Genomic DNA, 17,428 nt, shown 5'->3' with positions numbered 1-17,428 from the left:
ATCGCGCACGGTTCCTACAGCGACGAAACCTACCGGCAGGGCCTCCGCTGTCGGGAACGTGCCTAGCAGGCCATGGTCCTCGCCGCCGCCGAGCACCCATTCCATCGGGTCGGCACCCAAGAGGCTGGCTGCCCCGCGCAGCGGTTCAACAAAGTCCTGCAATGCGGCCGCGAACAGGTCGACCGAGACGGAGCTGGCACGGGCCAGCCGGGCAGCGTCGCGAAGCAGGCCGTCCGAAATGTCCATCATGGCCGTCGCGCCCGCCTTTGCCGCTGCCGGGCCCGCGTGCAGTGGTGGTTCAGGCCGCGACTGGATGCGGGCCAGCGCCTGCAGCGAAGCCGGAAATTCGCGGGCAAAGTGCGTGCTGTCGAGCAGGCGCAACCCAGCTGCTGCCTTCCCCAGCGTCCCGGCTACGGCCACGATGTCACCGGGGCGCGCACCGCTGCGCAGCACCGGGTGGCGGCCTTCGAGGTCGCCGGTGACTGCCGCGGTGACAACCAGCGCATTACCCCGGCCCAGATCGCCGCCGACGATGGAGCAGCGGTCCGCGCCGAGTTTCCGGATCGCCTCGGCCACGCCGTCGGCCAAATCCTCAACCCACGCCACCGGTGTCAAACCGGGCAACGTGAGGCTGATGACCAAGGACGTGGGCACGGCACCCATGGCGTTGATGTCCGAGAGGTTTTGCGCCACGGATTTCCAGCCGACGTCGTAGCCGGTGGTCCGGTATCCGGAGGGCCAGACGAGCCGGAAGTCCTGGTCTTGGACCAAGGTGTCGATCGAGATGACGGTCCGTGCATCCGGTGCGTCGATGACGGCGGCATCATCGCCGGGGCCAACCGGGACGTTGGCGCGGCCAAGGCGCGGAAAGATCCGGTCCAGCAGGGATCCTTCGTCCAGGTGGTTGATCATCAATTCGTCGGTCAATCTGTACTTTCTTTCTTGTTCATCACCGCCCCATGTCCCGCGCTTCGCACGGTCAGTCTGACGGCGTTATGGCAGCGTCATTCTCCGGACGCCTTGGCAACCGCCCGCCGGAATTCCTGGTACCGCGCAAGGGCATCCTGCACCGGCTGGACGATCCGCTCTTCCGCCACCCGCGCGACGGAGGCGCGCAGCCGCCGTCGTGCCGTTGCTGCCCTGGATCTGGCGACGAGGCGGGAGATCAGGCCGGAAGCCAGTGCCAGCAGCACCCCGGCGAGGATCCCGGCTGCCAACAACAAGGTGGGTACGGGAAAGCCCTCAACCCTGGGTGTCTCCGGCACCTGAAACTGGAAATAGCCGAGCGCAGCGATGCCCAACAGCCAGAGCGCTCCGGCCAAGGCAGCCGCCAACGCGCACCATTGGATCACCCCGAAGACCGGCCACCACCAGGACGCGCGGTCGGACCGCAGGTCGGTGCCCGCCAGGGCCTGGTCCAAGTCGTCGGGGAGGGTCTCCTCTGCGGACCGTGCCGACCGGCGGATGGCCGCGCGCCACGGAGCGCTGGCCCCTTCGCCTGCACGGTCGGCGAACTGCCGCACAGCCTTGTCCGACTGTGCCTGTTGCGCCGGACCGGGCGCCGGCATCGACGACCGGTTCAGCATCGGACTGACATCTTTGCGGTCCAGATTAAGCCGTTTGAGCGGATCCCGGCGCAGCTTTCCCAGCCAGCGGACCACCGGCCAACCCGTCCGGGCGTGCGACTGCCGGCGATAGGACGTTGCCACGGCGTCGCAGATCGCGTCAACACCCGCGGCCTGGGCGAGCTGTTCGGCGAGCTGGGCGCGGGCTGGTTTGCTGATGCCTGCCGGTTCTGCGTCGAGACCCGAGTCCAGAGCTCGAGCCGCGTTGCGGACATCGGCGATAAGACGGTTTGTTGCGGCCTGCCGCCGGTCGGCGAACGCCGTGATGGCCGCCTTGAGCTCGTCAACGCCCGCGCCTGTCCGGGCGGAGACAGGATAGACATCGGTCCGGCCCAGCCCATCCTGGACCAGGATGTCCTTAAGCGATTCCAGGACCGGTTTCCGTTGGTTCTCGGCCAACCGGTCCATCTGGTTCAGCACGACCAGTGTTACCGCCCCGTGGGAGGCCAGCGGCCGCAGGAATCCATGGTGCACGGCTGCGTCCGCATACTTCTGCGGATCCAGAACCCACACCAGTACATCGACCTGCCCGGCCAGCCGGTGCACGATCTCGCGGTGCTCGACGGCGGTGGAATCGAAATCGGGCAGGTCCAGCAGAATCAGGCTGCCGTGTCCGTCCAGCGACTCATCGGCCATGACGTGCCGGTGGTTGACCTGCAGCCAATCGAGCAGGGGCTCGCTGCCGGCTGTTCCCCAGATGCCGGCCAGTGTTTCCGAAGTGGTCGGCCGACGCGCCGCCACGGTGGCGTGATGGCTTCCGGACACGGCATTGAAGAGGGAGGACTTGCCGCTGCCCGTCGCTCCGAAGAACCCCACCACGGTATGGTCAGCGGACAAGGATCGGCGGGTGCTGGCACGTTCCAGGACGTCGATGGTGGACGCCAAGTCCCCTTTCGGCAGCACGCCGTCGGCAAGTTCAGCGGCCGAATTCAGGGCCTCCAGCCGCGCCTCCAACACCGACGCTTCGGGTTTCCCCCGGTGCCGGCTCATTCCGCCGCCTCCGAGTCCGTCTTTGCCCCCACTGCCTGAAGTTGGTCTGCCAGCGTGCGCATCGGCTCGGCTTGTTGCTCCTCGGCCGGGATTCGGGACAGGAAACGCTGCGCTTCTGCCTGCATCAGCCTGGTGGTCCGCTCCTGGAGTTGGGCACGGGCCTTGCGGGCCAGCCGGCGTACGGCGTCCTCGCCGAAGACTGCTTCGAGCAGCTTCTGGCCCACCACGGCCGTTCCGCCGGCCACGCCGATCTCCAACCCTGTCAGACCGCCGGTTGCCGCGAAAATGACCACCATCAGGGCCACCCCGAGTCCGTTGACACCGAAGGAGAGCATGCGGGCGGTGAACCGCTTGTCCTCGCCCTCGCTGCGGATCAGGTCCAGCAGATCCGACTGCCATGCCCGGATCTCCCGTGCCACGTCGTCCGAGAACCCGGCACTGGGCGTGGACAGGTCGTCGCCGCCGAGCAGTCCCTGCCCTGCCGGATCCACCCGCCATCCGGCATCGGCTTGTTCGGCACCATTGGCCGCTGCCTCGACGACCACGGCCTGCAGTCCGGACTCAATGGCTGCCTCGACCACTACCGACGGCGCGGGTTTGCCGGAAAAGAACGCACCGATCCGGTCCCGCAGCCGGCCTATTCCGCTCTCGATGCCGCGGAAAAACTCTCCGGTTCCGACAAAGTCCTGCCACCGGGCCAACACCTCGCCGCGCAGAAGCGTCCCGTCCTGCGTGGCCGCGAGGGCCTGGTCGGTGGCTGCCTGATAGGCGCCGTCGACCATCTTGCGCAGCCTCTGCCCGGCGGCGTTCTGATCGTCCGCGGCAGCAGCGCCGGCCCGGACAGTGTGGGCCAGTGAGCGCACGGCCCCGCCGAGCGTGCGGCGGGCAATAGCGGCCCGGCTGGAAGCGTCGGCGGCCAGCTCCTCGAGCCAAGCGCGGAGCGGGTCCACGGCACCGGCCGGCAGCATGCCCTGTTCGTCCAGCGTGGATTCGAGAATGACGAACAGCTTCGCAGCAGCGAGCCCCTGCCGCTGCAACAGTCCGGCCAGGTCGGTGCGGACCTCCGCCTCCACGTCGGCCGGAACCCGGTCCAGGACCACCGCGACTTCGATGTCCCGGCGGGCGGCATCCAAGAGCAACGCCCAAGGCACCGCATCGGCGTAGCGGTTGGCTGTGGTGACAAAAATCCACAAGTCCGCCGCCGCCAGCAGTTGTCCGGCCAATCGTCGGTTGTCGTCGGAAATGGAATCGACATCCGGTGCGTCGAGCACCGCAACGCCGGCAGGGATGCTGCGGTCCGCCAGCAGCACCAGCGAGGTTCCGGCCGGCTCTGCTGCCGATTCGGTCCCGCCGGCGTAGTCGTCGGTGGCGCCTTGTGCTGGCGTTCCGGTGATGCGGTTGAGGCCGGGCAGGATCCGCCGGTCCGCGAACCAGGCTCTGTCGCTCGGATGATGCAGCAGGACTGGCTGGCGGGTGGTGGGTCGGATCGCGCCCGCGCGAGTCGCGGGAAAGCCGGCCAGCGCGTTGACCAGGGTCGACTTTCCGGCGCCGGTCGAGCCTCCCACCACTGCCAGCAGCGGTGCATCCAACGTGCGGAAGCGGGGCAAAATGTAGTCGTCCAGCTGGGCCACGGCCGCCTGGATGGCGCCGCGTGCCTCGGCAGCTCCCGTCACGTTCAGCGGCAAGTCCAGCGCCTCAAGCGTGCTGCGGCTTTGCTCCAAGAGCGCGACGGCGCCTGCCGCTCCCCTGTCTTGGCCCTCAGGCACCATGCTGGTCACGTTCCCCATCATGCCAGCAGGAGCTGCCAACTACCCGAACCTTGGCCGCTCTGAGACGCACGTCTCCCTGCAGACAAAAAACCGGCCCCGGACAATGTCCGGGGCCGGCTGTTGGTGACCCCAGCGGGATTCGAACCCGCGTTACCGCCGTGAGAGGGCGGCGTACTAGGCCGCTATACGATGGGGCCGCATAGCTTGCACTGTTGAAGGCCGGTGCTGCCTTGTCCTGCATGGACAGTGACCCCAGCGGGATTCGAACCCGCGTTACCGCCGTGAGAGGGCGGCGTACTAGGCCGCTATACGATGGGGCCGTAGGTTTGCTTGGAGTTTGCCTCCGCACAATCCAGCCCCCGCGAAAGCGGAGGCTGTAGCGCTGGGATACCAGGACTCGAACCTAGAATGACGGTACCAGAAACCGTTGTGTTGCCAATTACACCATATCCCAATGGCACTTTCGGAGCCGGTGGAAAGGGGCTGTTACCCATTCCCTAGCGCCTCAGCACGAGTAATTACTTTACCGGATGCTTGCTCGAAAGTGCAAAACGAGCAGCTGACGGGCGGCTGAGACCGCCCGCTGCTCGGATTCAGGCTCAGCCGCGGAAGGATTTCAGCCGTGCCAGCGAGGACTCCTTGCCGAGGATCACCATGGACTCGAACAAGGGTGGCGAGATACGCCGTCCCGACACAGCGGTCCGGACCGGTCCGAAAGCCAGCCGGGGCTTAAGCCCCAGGCCATCGACCAAGGCCGCGCGCAGCGCCGCCTGGATGTTCTCTGCCGTCCACTCTTCGATCGGCTCCAGCGCCGCCAATGCGGCATCCAGCGCCTCGGTCAGGTTCTCCGGCAGACCCTTGCGGGCATCTTGTGCGACGTCGATCTGGTCGTCTTTCTTGAACAGGAAGGCAAGCATCTCCGGCGCTTCGCCCAGCAGTGTGATGCGTTCCTGGACCAGCGGGGCGGCATCTGCCAGGATCATCTGCTCGCGTTCGTTCAGCACTTCGCCGACCAGGCCGGCGTGCTGCAGGTAGGGCACCAGCCGGAGCTTGAAGTCGCCCGGTTCCAGCAGCCGGACATGCGTTCCGTTGATGGCTTCGGCCTTCTTCAGGTCGAACCGGGCCGGATTGGCCAGCACGTCGTGGATATCGAAATTTTCCACCAGCTGGTCAACGGTGAAGATGTCCTCGTCGGCGGACAGCGACCATCCCAGCAGCGACAGGTAGTTCAACAGCCCCTCGCGGATGAAGCCGCGTTCGCGGTGCAGGAAGAGGTTCGATTCCGGGTCACGCTTGGACAGCTTCTTGTTGCCCTCACCCATCACGTAGGGCAGGTGGCCGAACAGCGGCATGTAGCGGGCAACACCGATGTCCACCAGCGCGCGGTAGAGCGCGATCTGACGAGGCGTCGACGAGAGCAGATCTTCGCCGCGCAGCACGTGGGTGATACCCATCAGCGCGTCATCCACCGGATTGACCAGCGTGTAAAGCGGCTTGCCGTTCGCCCGCACCACCACAAAGTCCGGCACGCTGCCGGCCTTGAAGGTGATGTCGCCGCGGACCAGGTCGGTGAAGGTGATGTCTTCATCCGGCATCTGCACGCGCAGCACCGGCTCGCGACCCTCCGCCTTGAAAGCCGCGACCTGCTCCGGCGTTAGGTGACGATCAAAGTTGTCATAGCCGAGCTTGATGTCGCGGCCCGCGGCGCGGTGGCGCTCTTCAACTTCTTCCGGGGTGGAGTAGGACTCGTAGAGGTGGCCGGCTTCTTTGAGCTTGGCGATCACGTCCCGGTAGATGTCCCCACGCTGGGACTGCCGGTAGGGCTTGTGCGGGCCCCCCACTTCAACGCCCTCGTCCCAGTCAATGCCCAGCCACTTCATTGCGTCGAGCAGCTGCTGGTAGCTCTCCTCGCTGTCGCGGGCAGCATCGGTGTCCTCGATCCGGAACACCATGGTGCCGCCGGTGTGCCGGGCGTAGGCCCAGTTGAACAGCGCGGTGCGGATCAGGCCCACATGCGGGGTGCCCGTGGGAGACGGGCAGAAGCGCACGCGGACTGGAGTTTCGTCGTCGACAGTGGGAATGGCAGCAGCATTAGTCATGATGGCTCCCAGTTTAGTCTCCCGCGCCAGTCCCCTGTTCCGGCCCGGCGCCCGCTACTTGGGGCGCCTGCTGCGGGCCAGCCAGGCAGTGAGCAACCGGTACAGGTAATACAGTGCCAACAGGATGCCGACGGCGAGGAAGGTTGCCGTGAGCCAGGCGGGGCCGCCCAGGTAATGCGTGGCGCGGGCAGCCACCGAAAACGTAGCCAGCGACCCCAGTGCGAAGACTGCGAACGATCGGCGGCTGGAGCGCATGAGGATCAGCGGCGTGCCGTGTTGGAGAGCTTTCCGATGCCTTCGATCTCCACCTCGTAGCGCTGGCCGGCCTCGATGGTGCCGACGCCGGAGGGCGTGCCGGTCATGATCACATCGCCGGGCAGCAGCGTGAAGGCCTGGGAGGCATAGGAGACCAACTCCTTGACGCCCCAGATCATCTGCGAGGTGTTGCCGTCCTGCTTCAGTTCGCCGTCGAGGCGGCCCCGGATGGCCAGATCCTCGGTGTCCAGTTCGGTTTCAATCCACGGGCCGAGCGGCGCCGAGCCGTCGAAGCCCTTGGCGCGGGCCCACTGGTTGTCGGTGCGCTGTGCATCGCGGGCCGTCAGGTCGTTGCCGCAGGTGTAGCCGAAGATGACATCATCCACGCGCTCCACCGGGACGTCCTTGCAGATCCGCCCGATGATGACGCAGAGTTCGGCTTCGTAGGAGACCTCGTCGGAGAATTCGGGCAGTACCAGCGGCTCGTTGGGCCCGATGACCGAGGTGTTGGGCTTGAGGAACATCAGCGGTGCGGCGGGCGTCTCATTGCCCATTTCCTTGATGTGCTCGGCATAGTTGCGGCCGATGCCGATCACCTTGCTGCGCGGGATGATCGGGGCGAGTAGGCGGACGTCCTCGAGCTTGTGCCGGGCTCCGGTGGGCTGGACGCCGTTGAAGAACGGGTCGCCGGCGATGACGGTGACCTGCTCGCTTCCCTCCTCGCCTTCGACGATGCCGTACTGGGGGTCGGAATCAAGGACAAACCGGGCTATACGCATGGGTTTAGCCTACTGGTTGCCGGTGGATGGATTCCAAGCCGAAGGACCCCGTCAGCCGCGCAAGTACTCCAGTTGGGCCGCGACCGAGGCTTCGGCAGCGAGCCGGACGGCGGCATCGATGTCGTGGTAGACGTGGTCGGTTACGTCGTCCACGCTGGCGTCGGCGCCGAGATGCGCGAGGGCGGCGCGGATCTGATCCAGCCGCATCTGGCGGTGGCTGGCGTATTCGCGGCAGATCGCCGAGAGGTCCGGGAGAGTGCCGCCGTGCGCCGGCAACACTTTGGCCGGACCGAGGATCTCCAGCCGGGCCAGTGAATCCAGATAGGGGCCGAGCCGTCCGTCCGGGAAGGCAATGATGGTGGTCCCGCGTCCCAAGATGGTGTCGCCGGTGAGGACCGAGCCGTGCTCGCCGTCCGCGGGCAGGTGGAAGCTGACGGAGTCTGCCGTATGCCCGGGGGTGGTCACAACGTGGATGTCGACCCCGGCAGCCCTGATCACTTCGCCGTCCGTGAGCGGGTCGCCGCCGAAGCAGAGCGCGGCGTCCAGCGCCCGCACGGGCGCACCTGTCAGTTCGTGGAAACGCTCGCTGGCCTCGGTGTGGTCAATGTGGTGGTGGGTGATCAGGACGAGTTCCACCTCGCCGGCGGCGGCCAGTTCGGCCAAGTGGGCCTCATCCAGCGGCCCCGGATCCACCACGGCCACTCCCCTGCTCTCCGGGTCGGCAATCAGGTACGACTGCGTGCCGTCCAGGCTCATCGGCCCGGGATTGGGAGCCAACCGGTAGCGGGTCAGGTCGCTGCTGCGGACCAGGGCGGAATTCTGTTCAGCGGTCACAGAGCCATCCTCGCACTTCCCCGTCCGGCACCCCAGGACCGCTGACCGGAAGGTGCGCGCCGCCGTCGTAATATTTGCGAAATATGAAAGGTTCGGTTCACATACAACCCCACCATGCTGCCAATGTGACATTCGTCGCATAGGCTGGGGTCCTGCACCGGCCGCTGACCGCGGCACGACGATGGGGGGGATCAGTGCTGGAGGAAGTTCACTCAACATTCGATGTGCAACTGGACGACGACGGCCTGATGGTGCTGACGCTGCATCGCGGCCTGAGCGTCGGCGCCGAGTTGGCGCAGCAGGTGGTCGACCACCTCTTCGATCTGGTGGGCGACCGGCGGGTGGTGATGCTGCTGCGGATCGCCGGAGTGCGCTGGGCCACATCGGAGGTGCAGGCGGTCGCCCAGACCTTCACTCCCTCTATTGCGCTGGCTGTGCTCGGCGACGGGCCGGTGGACCGGGTGTTGGCGAACTTCTTTCTGCGGATCTTCGACGACGAGGATTTCGCCCGCTATTTCGACGACGAGGCCGAGGCGCGGGCTTGGCTGGCACCGCATGTCCAGCGCCTGCCGGCGCTTGAGGTGGACGCGAGCGTCGTCTGACGCCGGTACTGACGGCGCAACGGCTGCGTCGAAGCGGCGTCTTGGCGCCGCGTCCGGCGGTAGGATGCGCCCACGGTCCGGCAGGCAAGACTCGACACCGGCGTCGTCGGCAGGACTGAAGCGCGGAATAAGTTCGCGCGGCGGCGGGGTTGCCCCAGATGGAAGCATTGCTGCTGCACGATAGGAAGAATTCGATGGCGGAAACGCAGAACACCTTGTCCTTGGCCGAACTGCTGGCCGATTATGACTCGGCTGAGCACGACCACGCGGCGGCCGAGCGCAATAGCGGAATGCAGCACATCCACAACCATGCCAACGGCGACATTGTCTGGTTCCCCACCTGGCAAAAGAACCGCGAGACGACTGACTGGGAATCCGCGGTAAACGAGTTCACTGCCGAACTCGAGGCTGCGGCGGGCCAGGGTGCGGATCTCTCCGACGCTGCCGGGGAGCTGCTGGCTGCGCGCCTGCAGACTTTGCTGGCCGAGGCTGCCGAGGCCCCGGACGCCAATGTGTTCATTCGCGAAAACCTGGCCCGCTACCTGTCGGAGACGTGGTCGCTCGGCGACGCCTATGCGCTGAAGACCGGCAAGGAGCTCCCGGGTGCGGGCTCGCCGGCGGGGATCTTCGCGTCTTACCCGTACCAGGTCTATGAGCGCGACGGCGGCAGCTTTGCCTCCGCGCTGTGGAACGATCTGGTGGATGCCCGGAAGAACCGGATCGCCGCCGAAGAGGCTGAGCGCAAGGCACTGAAGCCGATATCCAAGAAGGCCCGGAAGGCCGCCGAGCGCAAGGCCGCCGCCCGGAAGCGGTAGCGTGCCGGGTGGGTTCGCAGCCGGTTGGGTGGGCGCACACTGACGGCGTCCCACCGGAAGGCGGGCCGGCCGTCGTCCTCCTCCCGGGTCAGAGCAGCAGGAGGAGGACGATTAGCGGCAAGATGGCTTGGGCCAGGGCACTCTGCCAGAGCCGGCGTTCGGAGATCCACAGCACCGCCCCGAGGACCACGTGGGCGAGGCAGGTGAAGACGACCATGGTCTCGCCGATGGCGGTCCTGCCGCTGGCGGCGATGAACACCCCGGCGATGAGGACCAGCCCCCAGACTATGTTGTAGAAGCCGAGGTTGATGGTCCAGAGCCGGACCGCTGCCACATCCTGCGGCCGGATGAGGAACAGTTTGTGGAAGCGCTGGTCGCGGAAATAGAACGCCTCAGCGATCCCGACGGCGATCAGGACCAAGCCGAAGATCACGGCAAGCACGTAAGCCACCCCGGTCATGGACCTAGTGTGGACCCGGCTGTCGCGGAACTGAAGCAGTGGGTAGGCCAAGCGGGCCGCCCGGCCTAGGCAAAGGCGGGTCAGCCAGCCTAGGCCAAGCCGGTCAGCAAGCCTAGGCCAGGCGCGTTAGCCAGCCGCGCGAATCCTCCACCGCACCGGTCTGGATGCCAAGCAGTTCCTGCCGAATGGACATGGCCACTTCGCCAGAACCGGCGCTCGGGGACGCGATGGACCAGCCGTCGGCCTTCAGCTCGCCGATCGGGGTGATCACGGCGGCGGTGCCACAGGCGAAGGCTTCGGTGATGTCGCCGGCGGCCACGCCGTCGCGCCATTCGTCGATGGTGATCTTGCGTTCCTGCACGTCCAGGCCGCGGTCCTTGGCCAGTTCGATCACCGAGGAGCGGGTGACGCCGTGCAGGATGTGGCCGTTGAGTTCCGGCGTGACCAGGCGCCCGTCCTTGAAGACGAAGAACACGTTCATCCCGCCGAGTTCCTCGATGGCGTTGTCGTTGAACTTGTCCAGGAAGAGCACCTGCTGGCAGCCGTTGGCTTCGGCTTCCAGCTGGGCGGCCAGCGACGCCGCGTAGTTGCCGCCGCATTTGGCCTCGCCGGTGCCGCCTTCGCCGGCCCGGGAGTAGTGGCCGGAAAGCCAGATGGAAACCGGCTTGAGTTCGCCGCCCCAGTAGTTTCCGGCCGGTGAAGCAATCACCCGGTAGGACACCTCATGCGCCGGGCGCACGCCAAGGAACGCCTCGGTGGCGATCATGAACGGGCGCAGGTACAGCGCCTCGCCGTCACCGGTGGGAACCCAGGCCTTGTCCGTGCTGACCAGTTGACGCAGCGACTCGATGAAGGTTTCTTCGGGCAGCTCCGGCAGCGCCAGGCGGCGGGCCGAGGTGTTGAGCCGGGCGGCGTTGGCTTCCGCGCGGAAGGTCCAGACGGACCCGTCGTCGTGCTGGTAGGCCTTCAGGCCCTCAAAAATCTCCTGGCCGTAGTGCAGCACCGCGGCGGCCGGATCCATCATGATGGGCCCGTAGGGCTCGATCCGCGCATTCGACCAGCCGCCGTTGCCGTCAGGGCCGACCTTGTAGTCGACCACGGCCGTGTGGTCCGTGAAGTGCTTGCCGAAGCCCGGGTTCGCCAGAATGGCGGCGCGCTCCTCGGCACTCTTCGGACGATCCGAGAGCTGCTGGGTGAATTCGAGGGTTTCAGTCATGGGTTCCTCCGCGGTGAGGGCACGCCCTTGTGCGTCAATAAATGGTTTTGGTTAGTAACCGCTAACTAGCCTACTGCCAAAGCGGCACTGATGGCATCGCCGATTTGCGCAGTGGTGCGGGAGGCACCCCCCCGGGCTGCGACGTCGTCCTCCACCGCCTTTTGCACGCGGGCTGCGGCATCCGCCAGGCCTAGGTGATCCAGCAGCAGCGCCACGGACAGGATGGCTGCCGTGGGGTCGGCCTTCTGCTGGCCGGCGATGTCCGGGGCGGAGCCGTGCACCGGTTCGAACATCGACGGGGCGGTGCGGTCCATGTTGATGTTGCCGGACGCTGCCAGTCCGATACCGCCGGTGATCGCCGCGGCCAGGTCGGTGATGATGTCGCCGAACAGATTGTCGGTGACGATCACGTCGAAGCGCGCCGGGTCGGTGACCATGAAGATGGTCGCCGCGTCGATGTGCAGGTAGTCGACGGCGACGTCCGGGAACTCCGCGCCGACGGTCTCCACAGTGCGGCGCCACAGGTGGCCGGCATGGACCAGCACGTTGTGCTTGTGCACCAGCGTGAGCTTGTTGCGGCGGGCGGAGGCGCGGAGGAAGGCGTCGCGGACCACGCGCTCCACGCCGTGCGCGGTATTGACCGAAACCTCGGTGGCGATCTCGTGCGGAGTGCCCACCCGCAGCGCACCGCCGTTGCCCACATACGGACCTTCGGTGCCTTCGCGAACGACGACGAAGTCCACCTCGCCTGGGTTCGCCAGCGGACTGGCCACCCCGGGCAGCAGTTTGGCCGGGCGCAGGTTCACGTAGTGGTCCAGCGAGAAGCGCAGCTTGAGCAGCATCTCACGTTCGATGATGCCGGACGGGATGCGGGTATCGCCGGGGGCGGCACCGACGGCGCCGAACAGGATGGCGTCATGCTTGCGCAGCTGCTCCAGCGTCTCCTCGGGCAAGGTCTCGCCGGTGGCCAGCCAGTGTTCGGCGCCCAGCGGGTATTCGGTCAGCTCGAAGGTGGCGTCGCCGCCGGCAGTTGCCGCCTCAAGGACCTTCACCGCCTCGGCCACGACCTCCGGACCGATGCCGTCGCCGGGAATGACTGCCAGGGAGAATGCCTTCGTTGCTGCGCTCATGGATTTATTTTAGGGAGGGGGTCCACATTCTGGGCAAACCGTCCCATTATGTGAACAGGAGGGCGGGGCGCTGGTCGGTGGGGCCGCGGGGGTTCAAGCGCTCGTCCCCTCAACTGTCCATCGACTATTCAGCAGGCGGCCGCTTCAGAGCTGATAGGGCCGCCTGCTGAAGAGTGGGCGGGCGACGAACTGTCCGGTCGACGAGGTGGGGCGGGCGGTCGACGCGGCGGTCCCCCGCCCCACAAATCTCAGACCGCGGCATGACGCGGCTGTCCGGCCGACATCCTAGAGTTGTGGATCATGGGCGTGCACCACAAAATCTACCGCTGGCTCCAGGCCAATACCGGCAAAGTAGATCTGATCCTGATGCTGGCGGCCGTAGTGGCGTTTGTCCTGCCCTACCTGGCGATGGCCCATCTGGCGGCATTCGTGATGTCGGCGTTGTTGGTTGTCCCACTCGCCTGGCGGCGAACGTATCCCTGGCAGTCCGGGGTGGCAATGGCGGCAGCGGCCCTAATGAATGTGGCTGTCATCGGCGAGCCGCTGCCCGCGCATGTGTTTGTGTTGGTCACCGTCTACTCGTTGGCGGCGTACGGCCCCCGCTGGAGCAGCCTGGGCGGCTTGGTGCTGGCACTGCTAGGCGGGGCGATGTACGTGATCCGCTACGGCATCACGGATCCGTTCACTGGAGGCACCGCGCCCTTTTACTTGGTTGCTCTGGTAGCAGTCGACGCCTTGGTGCTTGCCTGCTGGATGTTCGGCGACTTAGTCCGCAACCGGCGGCTGACCGTCCGAGCGCTGGAGGACCGCGCCCGCAGGCTTGAAGTGGAACGCCAGCAGGAGCGCGATCTGGCCGCCGCGGATGAACGCAGTCACATCGCGCGCGAAATGCATGACATCGTGGCGCATTCGCTCTCCGTCATCATTACGCAGGCCGACGGCGCCCGGTACGCCAGCGTGCAGGACCCGGCCATTGCCACCGGAACCCTGGCAACCATCGCCGAAACCGGCCGCACGTCGCTGCAGGACATGCGTCGGCTGCTGGGCGTGCTGCGCGGAGACGAGATTGCCTCCACCCGGCCGTTGCCGACGCTGGCCGACGTGGAGACCCTGGTAGACACCGTCCGCCGCTCCGGGCTGGACGTGCAGCTGGAGCAGTTCGGCGGCCCGAGACGGTCGATGCCAGCGGGCGCCGAGCTGACGGCCTACCGGGTGGTGCAGGAAGGCCTGACCAACGTCCTCAAGCACGCCGGGCCCGAGGCCTCGGCGCAGGTGCGTCTGGAATGGACTGTCCGCGGCCTGGAACTGCAGATTAACGACGACGGCCGGGGCGCCGCCGCAGACCCGGCCACCGCGGGAAGCCAGCAGGGCCTTACCGGGATGGCCGAACGGCTGGCGCTCTACGATGGAACGGTTGACGCCGGACCGCGCGCCGGCGGCGGATTCCGCGTCTCGGCCTACATCCCCTACACCGAAGCCTGAAGCCGAAGCCTGCCGCCCATCGGCTGGCCCAGCCCGACCAAGAAAGATCCCGATGACCGACTCCCCTATCCGCGTTGCCCTCGTCGACGACCAGCAGCTGGTCCGCGGCGGCTTCAAGATGCTGATCAATTCCCAGCCGGACCTGGAGGTGGTGGCCGAAGCCGGCGATGGGCGCGAAGCCGTGAGCGCGCTCGGAAAGGTGCGCGCCGACGTCGTGCTCATGGATGTCCGCATGCCCGGCATGGACGGGATTGAGGCGACTACCAAGCTGCTGGGCACCGCCGCCGCGCAGCCCGCGGGTTCGGACCGGGCGGACCTAAAGGTAGTGGTGCTGACGACGTTCGACCTCGACGAGTACGCGCTGGCCGCCATTCAGGCCGGAGCCAGCGGATTCCTGCTCAAGGACGCCCCGCCGGAGGAACTGCTGGGCGCCATCCGCACGGTGCACCGGGGCGACGCGGTGATTGCGCCGTCCACCACGCGGCGGCTGCTGGAACACGTGGCACCGATGCTGCGTACGCCGGGCCCGGCCAGTCGCAGCCATGCGGCGGTCGAAACGCTGACCGCTCGGGAGCGCGAAGTGTTCACGCTGATTGCGCAGGGCCTCTCCAACCCGGAAATTGCCGCGCAGTTGTTCCTGTCCGAGGCAACTGTGAAGACCCACGTGGGCCACATCCTGGCCAAACTCAACGCGCGCGACCGGGTGCAGGCCGTGTTGATCGCCTACGAAACCGGGGTCGTTACGCCGTAGCCGGGCGGGTGCGCGCGGGACCATGGGGCAGCCGGCAGGCGCTGTGCCACTGGATGCCGCCGGCTCCCCGGATGCGCGGCAGCCCTGCGGCCAGCGCGGCCGCCGAACTACAGGTTGCCGTCGTCTCCCAGGCGCCCGGCAGCCGCAGCCGCCGAACTACAGGTTGCCGTCCGCGAAGGAATCGAAAATCTTGCGGGTCGGCGTGTCCAGATGCAGCATGAACTGGCCGTCCGAGCTGTACCCGAATGGGGGCTCGGGCACTTCGCCGCCGACCTTGCGCGGATCCGTCTTGTACGCCCAGGCGCCGAGTGTCAGCGCCTGCTCCGCGGTCAGGTTGGTCTCCACCAGCGGATCGGCGGCGGAGAGCAGATCGACGAGTCCGGCCGGACCGTTCATCTTTGCCAGTGCGGCGAATCCGAGCAGCAGGACGCCCTGGTGTGCTGAGCGATCGAAGTCGCCGCCCGGCAAGGTCTTTCGTTCCCGGGCGAAGTCCAGCGCCGTCTCGCCGTCGAGCTTGCTCTTTCCCGCCTTGACGTCGAGCACCGGGACGGGCGCGTCGACGGTCACTCCGCCTATGTCATCGACCAGGTTTTCGAAGCCCTTGAAACCGGTGAGGATGTAGCCCTCCACCTTCAGGCCTGTCGCATCCGTTACGACCTTCTGCTGAGCTTTAGGCCCACCCTGCATCATGGCCGCGTTAATTTTCGCCTGCCCGCCGCCCGGCATATTCACCCAGAGGTCGCGCGGAATGCCCAGGATTCCGCCGCCGCCCTTGCCGTCCACGCCAACCACCTGAAGGGCATCGGCTCGGGCTTCGCGAACCTTCTCGCCCTTACTCTTCTGGGCATCGGAGCCGATGACCAGGACGTGACGCTTGCCGCCCAGCACGGGTTTCTTGACGCCGAGCGACGGCCACCAACCACCGACCGCGGTCCAGGTGCCACCCTTTTCGACGGCGAGGGTCACGTCCTTGTCCGACGTCAGCACGGCCATCTTCTGCTTGTTCCATTTGCCGGTGGACGCCTTCACGGTGATCGTGGTGTCCACCGGCTTGCGGTCCGCGAGCGCGCTTGCCGTCCGCTTGTTGGCCTTGAGCTCGCCGCCCTCGTAGAGTGCGGTGGCCAGTTTCGCCAGCGCGGCCGGCATGTCCCCTGTTTCCACACTTGACGTCGGCGTTGGCGTCGCCGTGGCCGACGTCAGCGGGCGGGCCGGCTGTTCCTTCGGGGCGCAGCCGGTCAAAACCAGTAGGGAGACAAGGGGCAGTGCGGCCAGGCGCGTAAGCTTCATGGCTCAATGTTCCACTCTCCCGCACCCGAAGCACAAAGGTTTCACCACTGCGGCGTGTCCTGCCGTGTTCCGCCTCGGTGGTTGGGCGGGGCTTCGGGAGCGGGCGGTCTCCGCTCGGGTCTCCACGCGCTCGCCGGCGCTCGCTTGGTCGACGACCGGGGCAGCGCTCCCACATTTGGTCGGCCTCCGTAAGGTCTTCGCGCCCGGTTCGGTCCAGCCATCGGGACGACCGTTCGGTCGAGGGCGGGGTAAATCGGTGAGGGCACCCCCCATGGACGGTGCCCTCACCGATTTACCCAGCCCTCACGATCCCCCAGCCCCGACGATTGCTGCCGTGTACTACGGTCTCCACGCGCTCGCTGGCGCTCGCTTGTCGACCACCGGAGCAAACGTCCCAGGCTTGGTCGACCACAGGGGGCGGGTCTCCACACGCTCGCTGGCGCTCGCTTGGTCGGCCACCGGGGGCCACTTCTCCACCCTGGGTATGAGCGCGGCGGCGGCGAATACCAGCCCGGCGGCGGATCCGGACCGGGACATCGGTTCCCTACCGTAGGAGTATGACCACTAAAACTGAGCAATCACTCGCCGGCGCCGCCCCCGGACGCGCCGCCGCGGCCGCTGCCACCCGCGGCCTGAACAAGATCTACGGCACCGGCGATACCCGTGTGCACGCCCTCAAGAATGTGGACGCCAACTTCGACGCCGGCAAGTTCACCGCGATCATGGGCCCGTCCGGATCCGGCAAGTCCACGTTGATGCATTGCTTGGCCGGGCTGGACACCGCCGACTCGGGCAACATCTGGATCGGCGGCACGGAGATCACGGGACTCAACGACTCCCAGCTGACCAAGCTGCGCCGCGAGCGCGTGGGCTTCGTCTTCCAGGCCTTCAACCTGGTGCCCACGCTAACCGCGGAGCAGAACATCACGCTGCCCATCTCGCTGGCCAACGGGACGGTGGACAACGAGTGGTTCGGCTACGTCACCAAGACGCTCGGCCTGACCGACCGGCTGGCACACCGCCCGCACGAGCTGTCCGGCGGACAGCAGCAGCGGGTGGCCGTGGCCCGGGCTCTGCTGACGCGCCCGGACGTGGTGTTCGGCGACGAGCCCACCGGCAACCTTGATTCGAAGGTGGGAGCCGAAGTGCTTTCGCTGCTGCGCCGGTCCTGCCAGGAGATGGGCCAGTCCATCATCATGGTCACGCACGATCCGGTGGCCGCCTCCTACGCAGACCGCGTGGTGCTGATGAACGACGGCGCGCTGGTCGGCGAACTGGACCGCCCTAACACCGACACGATCCTGGCTTCGCTGGCCAAGCTGGGGGCCTAAGCC

Annotated in this window: 16 protein-coding genes and 3 tRNA genes; 5 read left to right on the top strand and 14 right to left on the bottom strand. The window is 66.8% G+C overall.

Annotated elements, in window-relative coordinates; genetic code table 11:
* From thiL to ACMX2H_RS07500, 10 genes are all read right to left on the bottom strand, one after another.
* Nucleotides 1-912: thiamine-phosphate kinase (gene thiL / locus ACMX2H_RS07545; protein WP_414959915.1), on the bottom strand; the 912-nt coding region annotated here is incomplete at its 3' end.
* A 92-nt stretch (nt 913-1,004) separates the two neighbouring features.
* On the bottom strand, nt 1,005-2,615 hold the full coding sequence (locus ACMX2H_RS07540; protein WP_414959910.1) for a GTPase: 1,611 nt from the start codon (nt 2,613-2,615) through the stop codon (nt 1,005-1,007).
* Nucleotides 2,612-4,384: a dynamin family protein gene (locus tag ACMX2H_RS07535; protein ID WP_462677830.1), complete on the bottom strand. Its 1,773-nt coding sequence runs from the start codon at nt 4,382-4,384 to the stop codon at nt 2,612-2,614. The genes ACMX2H_RS07540 and ACMX2H_RS07535 overlap by 4 nt, the downstream gene beginning before the upstream one ends.
* Before the next feature lie 121 nt (nt 4,385-4,505).
* Nucleotides 4,506-4,581: transfer RNA gene (locus tag ACMX2H_RS07530), tRNA-Glu, on the bottom strand.
* A 50-nt stretch (nt 4,582-4,631) separates the two neighbouring features.
* Nucleotides 4,632-4,704, bottom strand: a tRNA-Glu gene (locus tag ACMX2H_RS07525).
* Nucleotides 4,705-4,766: 62 nt separating this feature from the next.
* Nucleotides 4,767-4,838: transfer RNA gene (locus ACMX2H_RS07520), tRNA-Gln, on the bottom strand.
* 145 nt (nt 4,839-4,983) lie between these two features.
* The gene (gene gltX, locus ACMX2H_RS07515) at nt 4,984-6,483 is read right to left on the bottom strand and encodes a glutamate--tRNA ligase (RefSeq protein WP_414959909.1); all 1,500 of its coding nucleotides are present in this window, start codon (nt 6,481-6,483) and stop codon (nt 4,984-4,986) included.
* A gap of 54 nt (nt 6,484-6,537) precedes the next feature.
* Nucleotides 6,538-6,738 carry a hypothetical protein gene (locus tag ACMX2H_RS07510; RefSeq protein WP_414959908.1) on the bottom strand — a complete coding sequence of 67 codons (201 nt, stop codon included), beginning with the start codon at nt 6,736-6,738 and terminating at the stop codon, nt 6,538-6,540.
* 5 nt (nt 6,739-6,743) lie between these two features.
* On the bottom strand, nt 6,744-7,517 hold the full coding sequence (locus tag ACMX2H_RS07505) for a fumarylacetoacetate hydrolase family protein (protein ID WP_414959907.1): 774 nt from the start codon (nt 7,515-7,517) through the stop codon (nt 6,744-6,746).
* A 51-nt stretch (nt 7,518-7,568) separates the two neighbouring features.
* Nucleotides 7,569-8,351, bottom strand: a complete 783-nt coding sequence (locus tag ACMX2H_RS07500) for an MBL fold metallo-hydrolase (protein WP_414959906.1) — start codon at nt 8,349-8,351, stop codon at nt 7,569-7,571.
* A gap of 194 nt (nt 8,352-8,545) precedes the next feature.
* Between ACMX2H_RS07500 and ACMX2H_RS07495 the strand changes: the two genes are divergently transcribed.
* Together ACMX2H_RS07495 and ACMX2H_RS07490 are read left to right on the top strand one after the other, a co-directional pair.
* Nucleotides 8,546-8,953: a DUF7793 family protein gene (locus ACMX2H_RS07495; protein WP_414959905.1), complete on the top strand. Its 408-nt coding sequence runs from the start codon at nt 8,546-8,548 to the stop codon at nt 8,951-8,953.
* A 194-nt stretch (nt 8,954-9,147) separates the two neighbouring features.
* Nucleotides 9,148-9,768: a hypothetical protein gene (locus tag ACMX2H_RS07490; RefSeq protein ID WP_414959904.1), complete on the top strand. Its 621-nt coding sequence runs from the start codon at nt 9,148-9,150 to the stop codon at nt 9,766-9,768.
* Nucleotides 9,769-9,856: 88 nt separating this feature from the next.
* On the opposite strand, the gene ACMX2H_RS07485 is transcribed toward ACMX2H_RS07490, so the two are convergent.
* The 3 genes from ACMX2H_RS07485 to ACMX2H_RS07475 form a co-directional block, all read right to left on the bottom strand.
* Nucleotides 9,857-10,228: a DUF1304 family protein gene (locus tag ACMX2H_RS07485; protein ID WP_414959903.1), complete on the bottom strand. Its 372-nt coding sequence runs from the start codon at nt 10,226-10,228 to the stop codon at nt 9,857-9,859.
* Between the two features lie 112 nt (nt 10,229-10,340).
* A complete protein-coding gene (locus ACMX2H_RS07480; protein WP_414959902.1) occupies nt 10,341-11,444 on the bottom strand; it encodes a branched-chain amino acid aminotransferase in 1,104 nt (367 codons plus the stop codon).
* Nucleotides 11,445-11,509: 65 nt separating this feature from the next.
* A complete protein-coding gene (locus tag ACMX2H_RS07475) occupies nt 11,510-12,574 on the bottom strand; it encodes a 3-isopropylmalate dehydrogenase (RefSeq protein ID WP_414959901.1) in 1,065 nt (354 codons plus the stop codon).
* A gap of 300 nt (nt 12,575-12,874) precedes the next feature.
* On the opposite strand from ACMX2H_RS07475, the gene ACMX2H_RS07470 reads away from it, so the two are divergent.
* Both ACMX2H_RS07470 and ACMX2H_RS07465 read left to right on the top strand, forming a co-directional pair.
* Nucleotides 12,875-14,056: a sensor histidine kinase gene (locus ACMX2H_RS07470; protein WP_414959900.1), complete on the top strand. Its 1,182-nt coding sequence runs from the start codon at nt 12,875-12,877 to the stop codon at nt 14,054-14,056.
* Nucleotides 14,057-14,108: 52 nt separating this feature from the next.
* Entirely contained in the window at nt 14,109-14,807 is a 699-nt protein-coding gene (locus tag ACMX2H_RS07465) for a response regulator (RefSeq protein ID WP_414959899.1), read from the top strand.
* Nucleotides 14,808-14,963: 156 nt separating this feature from the next.
* On the opposite strand, the gene ACMX2H_RS07460 is transcribed toward ACMX2H_RS07465, so the two are convergent.
* On the bottom strand, nt 14,964-16,094 hold the full coding sequence (locus ACMX2H_RS07460) for an LCP family protein (RefSeq protein ID WP_414959898.1): 1,131 nt from the start codon (nt 16,092-16,094) through the stop codon (nt 14,964-14,966).
* 557 nt (nt 16,095-16,651) lie between these two features.
* On the opposite strand from ACMX2H_RS07460, the gene ACMX2H_RS07455 reads away from it, so the two are divergent.
* Nucleotides 16,652-17,425: an ABC transporter ATP-binding protein gene (locus ACMX2H_RS07455; protein ID WP_414959897.1), complete on the top strand. Its 774-nt coding sequence runs from the start codon at nt 16,652-16,654 to the stop codon at nt 17,423-17,425.
* Nucleotides 17,426-17,428 lie beyond the last annotated feature (3 nt).

Origin of the sequence: Arthrobacter sulfonylureivorans, from assembly GCF_047607445.1 — a bacterium.
Taxonomy (GTDB): Bacteria; Actinomycetota; Actinomycetes; order Actinomycetales; family Micrococcaceae; genus Crystallibacter; species Crystallibacter sulfonylureivorans_A.
The sequence above is the reverse complement of the archived record's forward strand: the minus strand, read 5'-3'. Positions and strand labels throughout refer to the sequence as shown.